This is a genomic window from Shewanella waksmanii ATCC BAA-643, assembly GCF_000518805.1.
GTDB classification, from domain to species: domain Bacteria; phylum Pseudomonadota; class Gammaproteobacteria; order Enterobacterales; family Shewanellaceae; genus Shewanella; species Shewanella waksmanii.
This window is the reverse complement of sequence record NZ_JAEH01000013.1, coordinates 14,984-31,168: the sequence shown is the minus strand read 5'-3', so window position 1 is coordinate 31,168 and position 16,185 is coordinate 14,984. Positions and strand designations below refer to the sequence as shown.

Annotated in this window: 14 protein-coding genes and 1 pseudogene; 10 read left to right on the top strand and 5 right to left on the bottom strand. The window is 46.0% G+C overall.

The window, feature by feature from the left end; translation table 11 throughout:
- Positions 1–143: 143 nt before the first annotated feature.
- Positions 144–1,001: a DUF4437 domain-containing protein gene (locus L865_RS0108035; protein ID WP_028772753.1), complete on the top strand. Its 858-nt coding sequence runs from the start codon at positions 144–146 to the stop codon at positions 999–1,001.
- Between the two features lie 44 nt (positions 1,002–1,045).
- Here the strand turns inward: L865_RS0108035 and L865_RS0108030 are convergent, their stop codons facing one another.
- The gene (locus L865_RS0108030; protein WP_028772752.1) at positions 1,046–2,056 is read right to left on the bottom strand and encodes a DUF1214 domain-containing protein; all 1,011 of its coding nucleotides are present in this window, start codon (positions 2,054–2,056) and stop codon (positions 1,046–1,048) included.
- Positions 2,057–2,308: 252 nt separating this feature from the next.
- Between L865_RS0108030 and L865_RS0108025 the strand changes: the two genes are divergently transcribed.
- From L865_RS0108025 to L865_RS0108000, 5 genes are all read left to right on the top strand, one after another.
- A complete protein-coding gene (locus L865_RS0108025) occupies positions 2,309–3,262 on the top strand; it encodes a LysR family transcriptional regulator (protein ID WP_028772751.1) in 954 nt (317 codons plus the stop codon).
- Between the two features lie 216 nt (positions 3,263–3,478).
- Complete coding sequence (locus L865_RS0108020) at positions 3,479–4,537, top strand: patatin-like phospholipase family protein (protein WP_028772750.1); 1,059 nt, start codon at positions 3,479–3,481, stop codon at positions 4,535–4,537.
- A 356-nt stretch (positions 4,538–4,893) separates the two neighbouring features.
- Entirely contained in the window at positions 4,894–5,469 is a 576-nt protein-coding gene (locus tag L865_RS0108010; protein WP_028772749.1) for an LON peptidase substrate-binding domain-containing protein, read from the top strand.
- Between the two features lie 108 nt (positions 5,470–5,577).
- A complete protein-coding gene (locus L865_RS0108005) occupies positions 5,578–6,528 on the top strand; it encodes a pseudouridine synthase (RefSeq protein ID WP_051484518.1) in 951 nt (316 codons plus the stop codon).
- A gap of 108 nt (positions 6,529–6,636) precedes the next feature.
- Positions 6,637–7,068, top strand: a complete 432-nt coding sequence (locus L865_RS0108000; RefSeq protein WP_028772747.1) for a hypothetical protein — start codon at positions 6,637–6,639, stop codon at positions 7,066–7,068.
- Between the two features lie 40 nt (positions 7,069–7,108).
- On the opposite strand, the gene L865_RS0107995 is transcribed toward L865_RS0108000, so the two are convergent.
- From L865_RS0107995 to L865_RS0107985, 3 genes are all read right to left on the bottom strand, one after another.
- Positions 7,109–9,013, bottom strand: a complete 1,905-nt coding sequence (locus L865_RS0107995) for an alkaline phosphatase D family protein (RefSeq protein ID WP_028772746.1) — start codon at positions 9,011–9,013, stop codon at positions 7,109–7,111.
- A gap of 127 nt (positions 9,014–9,140) precedes the next feature.
- Positions 9,141–9,773 (bottom strand): HAD-IB family hydrolase, encoded by a 633-nt coding sequence (locus L865_RS0107990; protein ID WP_051484517.1) that lies wholly within the window; start codon positions 9,771–9,773, stop codon positions 9,141–9,143.
- Positions 9,763–10,203, bottom strand: a complete 441-nt coding sequence (locus L865_RS0107985) for an Lrp/AsnC family transcriptional regulator (protein WP_028772744.1) — start codon at positions 10,201–10,203, stop codon at positions 9,763–9,765. Before L865_RS0107985 ends, L865_RS0107990 begins: the two co-directional genes overlap by 11 nt.
- 108 nt (positions 10,204–10,311) lie before the next feature.
- Here L865_RS0107985 and L865_RS0107980 point away from each other — a divergent pair, with 108 nt between their 5' ends.
- Positions 10,312–10,896, top strand: coding sequence for a LysE family translocator (locus L865_RS0107980; protein ID WP_028772743.1), 585 nt, complete (start codon positions 10,312–10,314; stop codon positions 10,894–10,896).
- Between the two features lie 4 nt (positions 10,897–10,900).
- Here L865_RS0107980 and L865_RS0107975 read toward each other — a convergent pair whose 3' ends face one another.
- Complete coding sequence (locus L865_RS0107975; protein ID WP_028772742.1) at positions 10,901–12,898, bottom strand: methyl-accepting chemotaxis protein; 1,998 nt, start codon at positions 12,896–12,898, stop codon at positions 10,901–10,903.
- 350 nt (positions 12,899–13,248) lie between these two features.
- Between L865_RS0107975 and L865_RS23415 the strand changes: the two are divergent.
- The 3 genes and pseudogenes from L865_RS23415 to L865_RS0107960 all read left to right on the top strand — a co-directional run bounded on the left by L865_RS23415 (position 13,249) and on the right by L865_RS0107960 (position 15,959).
- Positions 13,249–14,185 (top strand): annotated as a pseudogene (locus L865_RS23415) (dTDP-4-dehydrorhamnose reductase family protein).
- Positions 14,185–15,429: a sensor histidine kinase gene (locus L865_RS0107965; protein WP_028772741.1), complete on the top strand. Its 1,245-nt coding sequence runs from the start codon at positions 14,185–14,187 to the stop codon at positions 15,427–15,429. Before L865_RS23415 ends, L865_RS0107965 begins: the two are co-directional and overlap by 1 nt.
- Entirely contained in the window at positions 15,417–15,959 is a 543-nt protein-coding gene (locus L865_RS0107960; RefSeq protein ID WP_028772740.1) for a response regulator transcription factor, read from the top strand. Before L865_RS0107965 ends, L865_RS0107960 begins: the two co-directional genes overlap by 13 nt.
- Positions 15,960–16,185 lie beyond the last annotated feature (226 nt).

Genomic DNA, 16,185 nt, shown 5'->3' with positions numbered 1-16,185 from the left:
ACGGAAGTTGACAGTGGTTTGAGCCAGGGAAATTATCAATAATTTATTGATAGTGTTTAAAGTCAGGCGGCATTTATCAACTGTTTTGGTTCGCTTATGATGTTGTTTGTTTTGAATATGTGGGATGAGATTAAGGTGGAATGATGAAGATTAGGCGCGTATTCGCTAGAGCTGTGCTGTTGGTGGTGACATTTGGCAGCCAGTTAACATTTGCTAATGACGCTGCTCCTGTCGGCGAGTATAAGCAGTCATCCTGGCTAAGCAGCGATGCGATTGAATGGGGATACCTTAATCCGTTAAGAGGAGATAAAAGTCCCGCGGCTGCTAATTTATGGGGAGACCGCACCCAGAATGCAGCAACGGGTATGTTGGTGAGATTTAATCGTGGCTTTGCTTCACCACCACACATTCATAATATCAGCTACCGAGGTGTCGTGATTGAAGGTGAATTACATAACGATGATCCCGCAGCGGCTAAAGCGTGGATGCCAGCCAGCTCTTTTTGGACCCAGCCAGCGGGTGAGAACCATATAACAGCTGCAAACAGCGACAGTAATCTAGTTTACTTAGAAATCGACGCGGGGCCTTATTTGGTTAAACCATCTGCAGAGGAGTTTAACAATGGTGAACATGCGTTAAATCTTCATCAAGCCAATATGGTGTGGCAATCGGGTAAGGATGTAAATTTCATTGCCAGTCCACAAGTGCAGCTTACTCAGCTATGGGGTAGCCCATTGCTTGGTAAGCTCGGTGGCACATTGCTTCGTATTCCGGCAGGGTATCGCGGTCAGCTAATGGCCAATGCTGCTGAGTTTCGAGCTGTTGTGATTAAAGGGGCGATTGAGTATCAATCAAATGAAACTGGTGAACCGGTTAGTTTAAATACCGGCAGCTATTTCTCTTCGGTAGGTGAATTCACTCATAATATCAATACGACTACAGAGACTTTGATTTATCTGCGTTTGAAAGGAAGTTATGAAATTTCCGATTCCAGTTTTTAGGTTGCCAAAATAGTCAACCTAAAAACTGTCATCACTAAAACTGATTATTCTCCGACTTGAACGGCTGATATGATGGGATCTTGCTCGCTATTCATAACCTTTGGGTTCACACCATAGTGTCTACTAGTGAAAGTGAAGTCTTTGCCTTTGGTATCAATATTGTTTTTGGCTTTGTTGCCACAATTAAAGGAAACAGTAATGCTGCCATTTGCGTTTTTTTCCCAAGAATGAGAGCTAATATGTTTTACCCCTTCAATTAGGTACTTGTCGCCATCATAAGCAGTTATTGAAGTGAAGAACTTATTGTTGGGGTCAGCAAAGGTGCTTGTATAGCATTTGTTTGCGCTCATTTTAGGGCTGTTGGCATATTTATTCCCAACAAAAGCTTCTGGGCTTGCTCCACCCCAGCCTGCCGCATTTTCTAGGTTCCACTGATGAAGGTCAGTGACTTTCTCACTGGTGCGTGGGAAGGTATAGGTGAAATTTTCTTTACTATTCACTTCAGCGGTGTACTTGCTGACCCATTTCTCGACTTCTTGGTAGTTATATGGCTGTACCTGATAGTCGGTTGCAAAGTTGAAATCAGTGTCATCAACAGTATCTAAAACCGCTTTGGCGGCCGCTATTCCATGCTCTGTCCCAGACCGATAAATCAGGAAGGCATATTCACTTTCAACGGGTAGATTATAATCTCCATCTTCCACAACGTAATGTTGTCCATGACCACGTTCAGTGATGACTTGTACTGCAAGGTAGTTATCACTTGTTGGGATGGAGAACGTCACCTTGCCATCAATTGATTTGACGATGGCCACACCATAAAGCGTATCGTCATTCATTTGTACTGTCGGTGCGGCTTTACCGCGAGGTGGAAGGTTTGCCATTTTTGCAAACTGTTCAGTAGCTCCTTTACTTGCCCAGTTTCGATAGTTGCGTGCAGTTTCTGCGTGGCTAAAGTTCTGCTCAGTAATTTGAATGTGTTGTTGCTGTTCAGCGCTAACTGAAGCAGAGAGAAATGTGCAGGCGATTGTTGCTGCTAATGTGAGTTTAATCATGCTATTGCCCTTCTGGTTATTAATCAAATTATCGTTTAGAACGTCCTTTTTCTATACGCTATGAAATAGTTATCTATTTATCGTTAGCACACAGAACAACATGCTTAGCCTAAATGTTGAGTGTTTGTTCGACAAGTGCTTATTTAGCGATCAGTGGAGATATTAAATAACCCAAATTATAATTTGAAATTATTTATTTTGATATCTAATATAACTCTTGATCATATCTTGTGAGAGCTGGGGGTTGATGCGATGAAGACCTTGGAGCAAAATTTAAGCAGAATTGACTTAAATCTATTGATCGCGCTAAGTGTTTTACTCAAAGAGAAAAATGTATCAAAAGCGGCACAGAAGCTCTATGTGACGCAACCTGCGATGAGTCGTACATTAGCTAGATTACGCTTGTTGTTCGATGACCCTTTGTTTTATCGAACTGCAAATGGGTTGCAGCCAACTGATAAAGCACTTGGTTTAACCAGCCAGCTTGAGAGTATTCTATTGTCGGTTGAGGGCTTAATTTCGAGTCACCATTTTGAGGCGCAACATTGCGAGCGAACATTTGGCATCTCTACCCCTCCTTTGATGAGTCGCTGGTTGATTTCTACATTAGCGACCGAAATATACAAACAGGCGCCCAAGGTGGCTTTGGAAGAATATCCTGCATCGATGGATTCAACCACGCTACTTAAGGATGGCTTAGTTGATTTTTCCATTCATGTTCAAGAGCCCCTGAAATATGTTGACTACGACTTTGAAAAGCTTGGTCACACATACCCAGTGATTTACGGCTCGAAAAATCACCCATTGGCCAAGAAAGAGCAGGTCACACTGTTAGAATGCTTAGACTATTCTTTTGCAGATTTATCTTTTGACGTCAGGGACTCTGGCAGTTACTTAAACCCTATTGACCAACTGTTGCACAAGCAAGGAATACGGCGTCATATTGGATTGCGTTCTGGCCAGTTATCGACACTACTTACTGCAATTCAAAATAGTGATCGGTTGCTTATTGGTGGCCATTTCTTGTCTCGTGACAGTAAAATAAATCAACAATTTGCCACAATAAAGGTATTCAATGAGCCCAGTTTCTTGGTTGATGTTTATCTAGTTGAGCATCGTAGAACTTTAACTAGTACTGCGCATCGGTGGCTTCGAAACTTAATAAAAGAGGCGCTTGAGCCGCAATTTGTCTCGACTATGGATTAAAAGCTTAGCTTAAAGTGTGATTACATTCAGCGGTCGAGATTAATTTGAACGACTGTTGAAAATAGTGCTTGCCTCAACAGGGTTGCCTTTCATGCAATTATCAAGTGATTAAAAATCGTAGATTATTCCTATCTGCCGTGTACACTGAGCTATTTGTTTGGCAAGCGCAAATGCCACTAATGCCTCAGCGTTTTGACGTCACCTAAGGGAGTTAATGTGAGCTGTTTACGATTTTTAGTTGGACCGACAGCGCGAAAAGTCATTGAACAACAAGGCTTAAATCCGCAATTGTTTACCCGACTATTAGCCGCATCTGGTGGGCCTAAGTGGATAGGGATTGCCGCGCTAGATCGGTATATTTTTAGTCAGTTTTTAGCTAATCGTCAGCATGTTATCGATACCTTAGGTGCTTCATCTGGCGCGTGGCGTTTATGCTGTTTTGCCCAAGATGACATTGATGCTGCCTATTCTCGCTTTGAGGCGCTGTACATTAATCAGCGTTACGATACTAAACCCTCACCGGAGCAAATCAGTGCTAATGTCGCGAAGATTATTAGTGGCATCGTGGGCGTTAAATCCGGGGCCGATATCGTGACTCAGCCGCTGGTAAATAGCCATTTTATTGCCTGCCGTGGCCGGCATTTAAATGGGGGGCAGCATCGAGCGCAACTGGCAGCGGGTTTGCTGGGGGCGGCAGCAAGTAATTTGTTGAGCCGCCGCAGTATCGCGCTACATTTTCAGCGTACTGTGTTTGCCACTAGCCCTAACACGTCGCCGTTTAGCCAATTGGCAGATCTACCGACAACAACGGTCGCGTTAACCGCAGACAATGTACAGCAAGTGCTTGTGGCTAGCGGGGCAATACCTTGGGTGATTGCCCCAGTACACAATATCAGTGGCGCACCAGCGGGGGCTTATTTTGATGGTGGTATCAGTGACTATCATTTTGATATTCCCCATACCGGCCGCGATGGACTCACCTTATATCCGCATTTCTATCCCCATATGAAACCCGGTTGGTTTGATAAAGCACTCGGTTGGCGCCGTGCATCAAGCAATTATCACGATGCGTTGGTGTTAGCGCCCAGCCAAGGATTTATCGACAGTTTGCCTTATGGCAAGCTTCCCGACCGTGAAGACTTTAGCCGCCTCAGTAGCGATGAGCGCATTCAATACTGGCAAATGGCACTAAAAATGAGTCAGCAGCTTGCCGATGAGTTTGCCGAAGTCGTAGTTAAAGGCAATGTAAGTGATTATCTAGAGGACTTGTACTAGCGCTCACGCTGCATCATGAAATGAAATCGTGATATCCCCTGTCTAATTAAGTAGTGACGATGGATGATCGCCGCGGCGATATCGTTGGCCTACTGTGTCTAAGCAGCTTTGAATGAAGCTGCTACACTTTACATGATCGATTAAATTTGTCTGATTTTTGTACTAATCGTTAAAAAGTGCCGCTGGTTAAGTAATGGCGTGTTTGCGAGGCCAAGGACTGCAATGATTGACTCAATTGCAGCGGCTGCATTAACTATCGCTGTCATAGCAAAGCGACAAACAAAGGCTGAGCTAAGCAACTTTTATTGCGATTAATTCATACACTGTAGCCGACCCAAAGCGGGAAGGGGGTAGTGATGCTAACTCATGAGATGGCGCTAATAGCGCGAGATGATCTGCTATTGCCTGGCGGTCGTATCGAGATCCGCGTGGTCGAACCCGGCCAGCTTGCGGTGATAGCCGAAGTGCTAAAAGGCGACTACCGATTAGCCTTTGCTATGGAACGAGAGCAGCAAGTCATACCCTGTTATCCACTGGCGACAGAGTGCGATATTATCGACTTTAATTTACTTGATGACGACAGTTTAGGTTTAGTGCTTGAGGGACGACAGCGAGTAAAAGTGTTGTCTGCCGCCCAGCGCCGTGATGGTGCATGGATTGCCCGTACACTGGCATCTAATAATTGGCAGCATGAGCCTATTGAAGGCGAATTTGAGCTCATTAGTCAGGCTTTAGCGCAGTTTTATGAAGTGAATCCTGAGTTGTTCGGTTTGTATGTGCACTTGCATCTTGATGATGCGACTTGGGTGAGTCAGCGCTGGCTAGAGGTGTTACCTCTGTACAATAAAGACAAGCAGCTATTACTGAGCCAACCTGATTGTCATAAGACGATGGATTTCGTTTTAGAGTTAATCAAATCTCACGCGACCTAGCTGGTTTGGCTTGTTGCAAACCATTGACTGAACGAGTACCTCTGCTTGCAGATCATAATGTCATGATTGCTGTTACAATATTGGCGTTAATGGTTATTTGAGCGAGTCATGTCTAAGTCTTCCCCTGTTAGCCCTGCAGCAACCCCTTCTACTGTGCGTGCCCAACAAGCATCTTATGTCGCGGTGCCAGCCGACGCGTCAGTTTCTTTAACTGTGGTGGAGTTTTTGTGTCAGCGCTTTCCACATATCGATGTAGAACAATGGCGCGCGCGAATCAAGGCCAATAACGTGTATTGGCACGATAAACAGCCGGTTACGCTTGACAGTTTGGTGCGTCGTCGCCAACGCCTTTACTACTACCGAGAAGTGGCCGTTGAAGCCAAGATACCGCTGCAACATCGCATCGTTTATCAAGATGAGCAGATTATCGTTGCTTATAAACCACCGTTTTTGGCATTGCATCCAAGTGGTAAGGTGATCAACGAATGTTTAGTCAACCGACTACGCCTGCAAACTGGGTTAATGGATATTGAACCGGCGCACCGGCTTGATAGGGCCACAGGTGGCTTAGTATTGCTGAGTAAAACCGCTTCTGGGCGTGATGCCTATCACCGATTATTTCGCGACGGTGAAATTACTAAAACCTATCAGGCAATTGCGCCACTCACGCCGCAGTTATCTCAGTGCTGGCAAAATAACACTTTGACACTGCCGCTACAGTGGCAGGTGCGTAATCGTATTGTCAAAGCCACACCGAGTTTTACCCGCAAAGTGGTTGATGGCGAACCCAATAGCCATTCGATCATTACGCTTGAACAAGTGATGGCAGGACTTGGACTATTCAGCCTAGCGCCAATCACTGGTCGAACCCATCAATTGCGACTGCATATGCACAGCTTAGGTATTCCAATTATTAATGATTTATGCTATCCGCAACTACAAGCTGCGCAGGATGATGACTATAATCAGACGCTACAACTATTGGCCCAACGTCTACAATTTAACGACCCTATCACAGCTAAACCCATCGATGTCAGCTGTGAGCCGTTGACTTTGTAATTTTGTATAAAATATTCTATTGTTGTTTTTTAGACCATATCAGATTATGCTGATTTGACACTGAAGGCATCGCTATCCTGAGTTTATGCCTATAAAAAGGATAATAATATGAATAAAACAGGACTGATTTCTATTGCCGTGGTGGCCGTTTCGTTAGCTGCCGTGGCACTCTATAGCCAGCAAGACCCCGCCGCTGAGCTATCCTCAACTGTAGACTCGCCAGTATCGAGTGCCCAAAAGCCAGCACCTACTGCACAAACCCCTGCAGTGGCGGCCAAGGTTATTAGCGCTCCGGTATCGCAAACTGCGCCGGTTGAGCAGCGTCCAAGTCGAGTGGTTAATGAAGATGGGTTTGAGCAACAAGTGGTGCAACAGCGTCAACATAAAGCACCCGTGCCTCGTCCAGATGCACCTAGTGCTCAGCGGGCACCAACTCAACCACCTCATAGCCCAGAAGACTACGCTTATCACAAGCATCAAAGTAGTGAACAAGCCACCAGTGCACCTGTTAGTCGCCCTATGCCTAAGCCAGAGCAGTAAGTCTACTTATCTCTGATAGCAGCGCTAGTGCCAAAAAGGACTAGCGCTTACTTCTTGGCGGATCAAACTGGGTGATACTCATATCAGCATGTAAAACTCGTATGCTTGTTGGTTCACCATTCTCACCAAAATAGACATGGCCAATACCACTGTTGTTCACCAAGCGCTGACTGCGCTCACCATTGGGTATGCGCCCACGGATAGACATGCGTTTACGCTTAGTAAAGAAGTTAAGTGGTGAGAAGTGCCCGTAAAGCCATCCATTAAGCTTATCGAAGCAGGGCAGTAACTTTTCAGGAAACTGATTACGAATACCACTGCTGGTAATTTGATAGATCCTCGGTCCGCCTCTGCGGAATCGGATGCGGATGTCGTAAGCAAAAGAGTAATGTACATCGCCGGACAAAATCACAAATTGTTGTGGGGTTTTGCGGTGCTGGAAAATACTAAGCAAGGTATTTGCGGTGCCGGGGTGGGCCATCCAGTTTTCAGCATCAACCAGTAACGACGCGCCAAAAGCTGTGGCCGTTCTTTGTATTGTTTCAATCAGTTTTACCCCAAACATGGGGGCAGCAGAGACGATAATGACTTTGTCTTCGCCGACTAATTGCTGCTGAAACTCCATTAAGGCTTCCCAATCCATTAAGCCGGAAGGTTTTGCCAAGTTAGATTCACTGCGCCAGCGATTGGTGCGGGTATCAAGTACCACGACTTTGGGGCTAGTGTTGAGTTGATAGTGCCAGTTTTCAAATTTAAGTAGATCGTCGATCAGACTGTCGTGACTGGTCTCATCATAGTCACTAAGAAATTGCTTTAGCTTGGCAGCTATTGTGGGTTGAAAAACGGCTGGCGCATTACCTAGCCCTTGAAACAAGGTATAGCCTATCAGTGCATTGCCGATAATCCGTTTAGAAAACCGGTGGCCATAGGCGGCTTCTTCCCATTTAGCCGTCAGGTTCCAATCGTCGGTGACATCATGGTCATCGAAAATCATATAGGTGGGTATATGGGCAAGCAAACGTCTGACTTGGTGTAAGCCGGCTTTAAATTCAAATAAATGCTGCCACTCCTGCTGCCAACGTTGCTGCAACTTCGGGCTTAATCCTGCCACTTCTTTGGGGATATCAATTTGCTGCCACAGCTCAGGTGACCAGGTAAGTAAGTAAAGCGCCATCACTTCTGACAGGCTGACAAGGTGGTTTTCGGCCAGTGATGAAGTGAACACTGGGTGATTACGGTACCAGCGACCTAGGGCTGTTTTAGCAGGATATTCTGTATGGGGTAACAGCTTTTGATGACGTTGGTACAGTGCAGCAGGTTGATAGCTAATCTGTTTGCTGTGGGTAAGCATTTGCGCGTCAATATGTTCATCATGCAAACCGAGTAGTTCTATGACTTTGCCAATGGCGTATAACATAGGCCCAGCAATATCATCCACATAGACCTGATCGCCACTCATCATTAACAAACTTGGTCTGGCGGCTAGACTTAAATCTTGGCCTAGTTGGGTATCGGCGGCCACCAAAGCATCACCACTGTGATGATGGGCATTGCGACAAGATCCATGCAGCATATGCTCAATCTTAGGTTTGACTATAAAATTGACTGGTGTTTGCTCATCGTACTGTATGTCCTCGATGTTGCCAAACAAGGCAACATCATCGGCATAAACCTGATAAGCAATCGATTGATCGCTGGGGAGTAACTCAGGTTGTTCGAGCTGAATCAGATACTGGTAGGCTCGCTGACCCAAGGGAAGAGCTAAATATTGCTGTTCGGTCAATGCTTGTTGAAAAAGTTCAACAGGGGTATCGCCTTGTTGAGTTAACGCGACACTTAAATTGCTAAGAGGCTCACGGCTAACAAACCACAAAGTAAAATGATGGTTATCACAGTGACGTAAAATGGGGCCTGCAATGATAAGTGGTAAATTATCTGGCGTCATGCCGAGTCAAATCCTAGCAAAGTGCGGGTCTATGCAGTCAGATTAGCGAATTGGGCTGGTTTTGCAAAATAATAATCGTCACAGAATATGACCAGCTTAACAATGACATTGCCCGCAATACCATGCGCTAAGCTTTGGATTGATAAAGCTTATTATTTAAATACGCCTCGTCGGCGAGGGCTAGCATCGCCAGGTCTTCATCGGTGTCGCCGTAGGCATAGATTTTTTGGTAGTGACTGAGGTTATACGCCTGCTGAATTCGACTCACTTTTCTCTGTGCGCAGCAGTCGCCATTGACATAGCTGCCGGTAAGTCGCTGTTGCTGCTGTTCAACTTCGCTGCACAGTAACGCCAGCTGATGTTGCTGGCACCATGGCTGCAAATACAAATCTAATGAGGCAGAGACCACAACCACTTCATGGCCTTGAGCTAGATGCCACTCTATCTTAGCCAACATCGTTGGTCGGATAAACTTAGGCAGGCAACGCGCGGCATATTGCTGACCAATATGTTGTAACTCTCGATAGTGTCGGCCGCGCAGTGCGAGCAGTGATACTAAACGGCGCAGTGGGCTGGCTGGAACAAAGCCGGCTTTATAACCAAGATAAAGTGGCAAAAGCAGAGGACCAAAACAGACAACACGCCATACCTGAGCACTGTATCGCATAAATGCGGTAAACGAGTCGGTATCGGTGATAGTGCCGTCAAAATCAAAAAAGACAATGGCGGGGTGCTCAGCGTTTTTGGGTTTAGCGCTCATCTTTTGGGGTATCCATTACCACCAATGTGGTGATGGCATTCACGTTAGCAATATCACCGAGAATGTCGGTATGAAAATGTTTATAGGCGTTAAGATCACGGGTCTCAACTCTAAGTAAATATTCATTGGCGCCGGTGACGTTGTGGCACTCAGTGACTTCAGTTGCTCGCATTACGTCGTTTTCAAATGCCTTTTGCGCTGCTTTGCTGTGATTAGACAGACCAATGGTGACATAGGCGATAAAGCCAATGCCCATTTTCCCCGCATCTAAAATAACCCGATAGCCTTTTATCACACCACTGCGTTCGAGTTCTTGCACTCTTCTTAACGTTGCAGATGGCGATAAACCCACTTGTTGAGCTAAGTCGACATTAGACAATTTGCTATTCACTTTTAGCGCTTGCAATATTCTTTCGTCAAATCTATCCATAATGTTATTTTGTTGCTTAAAAGCACGTAATTGTCGTCAATAAGGCATAAAATTTACCTGTATACGCGGTAAAATTCAATCTCTACTGTTTACCGAGAGAGAATCACTGTGGAGCTACAAAGTCTCATTGCACTACTAACTTTTGCGTTTGCCTCAACGGTGTCGCCAGGCCCCAACAATATTATGTTGATGACATCGGGTGCCAATGTGGGATTTGTTCGCACTATTCCGCACATGTTGGGTATCACCCTAGGCTTTAGCTTTATGGTGGTTTTAGTTGGCGTCGGTCTGATGCAGTTGTTTCAGCAGTGGCCGCTGCTACAGCAAATATTGCAAGTATTGTGTATTGGTTATCTTATCTATTTGGCAGGGAAAATCGCCTTAAGCAAACCCAGTCGTCATGATTGCGCCTATAAGCCAATGAGCTTTATTGCGGCGGCAAATTTTCAGTGGATCAATCCCAAAGCTTGGTCAATGGCCTTGACTGCGGTGAGTGTTTATAACGTTAGTGGCACCTGGCAAGGGGTATTGATTGTGTCAATGTGCTTTGCACTGGTGAATATCCCCTCGGTGAGTATTTGGGCATACGCTGGGCAAAAACTGCAACGCTGGCTCAGTTGCGACCAGCGTTTACGCGGGTTTAATATTACCATGGCGGCGTTATTGCTATTGTCTTTGGTGATGATGTTTTAGTGTGTTACACCTTAAATTGGCCGAGCAACTGTTGCAATTGAGTGGCTTGTGATTCAGCGGTGCCAATCGATCGTGTCACTCGTTGAATTTGATTGACACTTTCATCGGCTTTGTCACTAACAGCGCAAATGTTTTCACTGATCAGCTGCGCTGCTGCAGTTTGCTGAGTAATGGCACTGGCAATTTCATTGGTTTGTTGTTGGAATTGACCCAGTGCATCGGTAATTGCATTGAAGGTATCGGCTATTTCATCACTGTGCTGCATGCACTGGCGGGTGTCTTGTTGGCTGGCGTTCATTACCTCTACAGTGTCGTTTGCACTGCTTTGCAAACGCACAATAATATCTTGGATTCGAGAGGTAGAATCTTGTGTCTTTGATGCCAAAGAACGTACTTCATCGGCCACGACTGCAAAACCTCGCCCTTGTTCTCCGGCTCTTGCAGCTTCGATTGCCGCATTAAGTGCCAATAAGTTGGTTTGTTCGGCAATGGCCTTAATCACATCTAGCACTTCAGAGATATTCTCTGTTTCAGCCTTTAAATGACTAGCCACATCGGAAGCTTGGCTAATTTGGTTGTTTAGTTGCTCAATCCCCTGTACAGATTGGCTCACCACCTTAAGACCGCTTTGCACTTGCCTATCAGTTTGCTGCGCAATATCGTAAACACTGCCAATACGTGTTGAGACATGCTCAGAGGTTTGTGCTGTCTGCGTTGCAGCACTCGCAACAGACTCTATTTGCTGCTTCTGACTAGTAATGTGTTGCTGAGACTGATTGATTGAGGTTTGCGCCTCCTCGGTTTGAGTTTTGACATTGCCGGCTGAGTCTCGGGTGTCTTGTACTAAGTTTTGCAGTTGGCTGACGAATTGGTTGAAGGCTTGCGCGAGTGCACCGAGTTCATCTTGGCGATTTAATTTAATCCGTTGCGATAGATCTGCATCTCCGCTAGCGATGGTTTGTAGGCCATCAAGTAATTGTTTTATAGGTTTAAGTTGCCAACGACTATATGACGCAATGACCAAAGCCATAATGACTAAGATAACCACGATTCGCAGCAATTCAGATAGCTGCGCTTGCTCCAGCGGTTGGCTAATCGCGCTTTCTGGAAGCATGACAGCAACTTGCCAGTCAAGCTTGGGGGCTGTGAGTGTAATGGCTTGACTATATACTCGATAGGCTTGGCCCTGCCACTGCACAGGAAAGTCACTAACAGTACCGGCGAGCATTGCTTGTTGTAAATCATTAAACCCTTTAGCTTGCTTGAAATGCTGGTCGACATCTGCAATTCGTAACTTATTACCGGTAAATTGATCTATATCTGGAAAGGCGACGGCAGCGCCTTTGTCGGTCATTAGAAAGGCTTCGCCGACACCGTTAATTTTAGCCTTGTGCATCAACTCCTGAGTAAATCCTGTCATTTCTATATCTAGGCCAACGCTACCAAGTAAAACATCGTCTCGATAAAGGGGCTGGCGCATAGCAACAGCCAATCGCCCGGAAAGATCTCGCTGCGGATCTTCAATATAGAGGCGATTGATTTTTAACAGTTCTTGCCACCATGGGCGAGTCGATACGTTGTAATCATTATCAAGGTAGCGACCATAAATATCATAGTATTCATGGGTCACCGCCGATGAAAAATAGGGAGTCACGATAAGCGGATCCATCGCTGCGATTTGGTTAATGAACTCAAGTAGGTCAGTGATCTGCGTATTATCATCGTACGAGGCACCGCGTATCTTAAGGCTAGCAATGGCGTCCAGGCTGGTGGGGTTTAGAAATAACGCATCTGACTGCAGTTTTTTAGTTAATAAAATATTACCTAGCTCAGTGGTCACGCGATCCAGAGACTGCTGCACCGCCTGTTGGTAAAACGACTCAGTTTGTTCGGTGACGCGTTGTAAGTTAATGGCGCCATTGAGCACCGTAATACTAAACAAGGCGATACACAAACCTAAGGTTAATTGGGCGACGATTGAAGACTTAATTTTATTAAACATAGCAATCTTTATTATTTTTGTATTTTAAATATTGTATACATTAATTTTGATTGTGAGTCATCCTTCTGGATTGAATAAAAAATGTTCAGCTTTGAAAGCCAATACTCGCTAGCGCTATTGACTAGTCTTGCTGGCTAACGCAGTTATTTCATGGGGTGAGTTTGAGCAGGTCGCATTGCCAAGCCGATGTTAACTCGTACCGCTGAGCAACCCATGATTGCAGATTTTCCAATATCTGCCTTGGTAATGATGCGCATAAGCGGCTGGTCACATCCGTGGTAATCGTGGCTATTCATTGGCGCGTAAACGCCCTAAACTAGCGTCATGGAAAGCCTAATTAGGGAACACTCATGACAAAAGTACTTGTGACCGGCGCCAGTGGCTTGTTGGGCAGGGCGGTTGTAGCCGCCTTTAAGCAGCAAACTCAGCTTCAAGTGGTGGCCGCGGCTTTTAGCCGTGCAAATGCAGGGGATTATCGGTTAGATCTTACCGACAGCAAGGCTGTTGATGCCTGTTTGGCTGAGGTGCAACCGGATATGATTATCCACTGCGCTGCCGAGCGGCGACCTGATGTGTCAGAGCAAAATCCCGAGGCGGCATTGAACCTCAATGTACAGGCAAGTGCGGACTTAGCTCATGCGGCTCAGCGCCACAACGTCTGGCTACTCTATGTTTCTACCGACTATGTGTTTGATGGTCAGCGGGGAAACTATGCTGAGTCTGATTTGCCAAATCCAGTGAATTTTTATGGTCAATCTAAATGGCAGGGGGGAGCAAGTCGTACAAACCGTTAGCGACGATTTTGCCATTTTGCGGCTCCCCATTTTGTATGGCCAGGTTGAGCGTGTCGATGAGTCAGCAGTATTGGTGCTGCTTAACCAGCTTCATCGTCTCTCCCAGCAACACGTTGATAATTGGGCGATACGCTCACCAACCAGTACCGCTGATATTGCGCAAGCCATATTGCAACTGGCCAGTCATAAAGCCAACCAGACACCCGTGCACGGTATCTATCATTTTAGCGCCCGCGAGCGTATGACAAAGTACGATATGTTACTCACATTGGCGAAACTAGTCGGTAAGCCAAGCGAGCACATTTTACCCGCGGATGCCCCCAATGATAGTGCCAAACGACCACGAGATTGCAGCTTGTTATGCCAACGCCTTGAGGCACTGAATATTCGCAGCGATGTAGATTTTGTTCAAGGTGCCACCGATGCTTTGGCGCAGTCTTCGCAAGCTTTGGCGGCAATAGGCATGCAGCTCACTAATGCAGAGGGTGCTTAATGCAATTGAGTAATGTCTATCGTGGTGGCGAGCAGTTAGCGCTGCTTTGGACCATGGGGTTAGTGCTTAAACTGTGTCTGACCTTTATTTTTGCCGACACCTTTGGTTTGTCTTTGCACAGCCCGCTGCTTAATTTGACCTTATCGATTGAAGCCATCTATTTGGTGGTCGTGATTTGGAATAGAAAGCCACTGCTAAGTAGTGATAAACGCTTGTTTATTGCCTTGGCGATTGATAGCTGTTTTTGGATCAGCTGGTTGTATTTCTCTGGCGGGGCAACCAATGCATTTATCTCATTATTGCTAATGCCCATCGCCATCTCTGCCATATTACTGCCTTATTGGGCGCCATGGATATTGGCATGTTTATCGACGTTAGCTTATTCGGTTATGGTGTTCTCTATTCCGGAATCGACCATGAATCATCATGGTATGGACATGAGCTCACACTATTTGGGTATGTGGTTTAACTTTGTGATCTCATCGCTCGTGTTAACCACTACCGTGGCCTATATTGCTAAGCGTATGCGGCGCCAAGATGCCGAACTGGCTTATATGCGTGAGGCGCAATTACGCCAAGAAAAGTTACTGGCGTTAGGGACGGCATCAGCGCAGATGGCGCATCAGCTCGCCACTCCATTGGCCAGCTTAAGACTATTAGTGGACGAGCTTGGGGATGACTTGCCCGCAGATGATCCTATGTTGTCCGATATGAATACAGCATTAGGCGTGTGCGAAAAGACCTTAGCGGATCTGCGCATTGCCACTGAGTCTATCCGTGAAAGTGAGCCACAGTTACAGGCGATAAGCGATCTTGGTTTAGATTTACAACAGCAAGTCACATTGTTAATGCCCCAAGTGCAGCTGTCGCTCACAGCGCCGGTTCAAAGCGAAGGATTACAGCTAAGTAGTGATGCAAGCTTATTACCCGCATTGCTGTCATTAATTGAGAACGGCGCGCGGGCCAGTTTTGAGAATCGCGGTCATTATCAAGTTGAAGTGACGTTGCAGTACGATGATGTGACCCAGCAATTAGTGGTGTCGGTAAAGGATTATGGTTGTGGGATCCCGCCTGCGCTATTGACACAATTAGGACATAAGATTGTCGAAAAGCCAAAGGGGATGGGAATCGCGTTAATGTTGAGTCATGCCAGTTTTGAGCGTTTAGGTGGGCGGCTGTTACTGAGTAGTCCTCCAGATGGCGGCACCGTGGCCCAAGTGGAGTTACCAGTATGGGAAAGTTAGCAAAAAAACTACTCATTATTGAAGATGATGTTGCTTTGGCTGGCGTATTAGCGCGGCGAATGAGCAAACAGGGATTTGAGTGTCAGTTTTGTCATGATGCGAGCCAAGGCTTATTGCTGGCTCGGCAGTTTAAGCCTAGCCATATTCTTTTAGATATGAAATTGGCGCAAGACAATGGTTTAGCCTTAATCGAGCCGTTACGGCGCTCTTTGCCCGATGTCATTATGGTGCTGTTAACTGGGTACGCCAGTATTGCTACTGCGGTGGAAGCAATCAGGCTAGGGGCTGACAATTATTTAGCTAAACCGGCCGATACCCAAACCTTGCTTAACGCACTCAATGCTTCACCTAATGAGTTGGCCGCGAGCGAGCTTGATGATACGCCGCTTAATCCTAAACGGGTAGAGTGGGAACATATTCAGCAAGTGCTGACAGCTAACAGTGGTAACGTATCAGCGACCGCTAGGCAGCTAGGAATGCACCGGCGTACATTGCAGCGAAAACTGTTAAAAAAGCCCGTGCATGAATAGTGTTATGTAATCGATAAGGTTCATTGAAAAGAACCCCGAAGGCTATCTTAGAGGAGAGTAGACCGGTTCGGGGTGGGTAATTGCAGTGGTAAAGCTCCCAAAATTTTCAATACTTGGCCGAGGCCTAATTGAGATTGTTGCAATCTAAGCCTAAGCTGGCAAAGGAAAAAACCGCAACTGCGACACCTTGTCGCAGTTGCGGTTTAGTTTTCAATATTACGTGTGG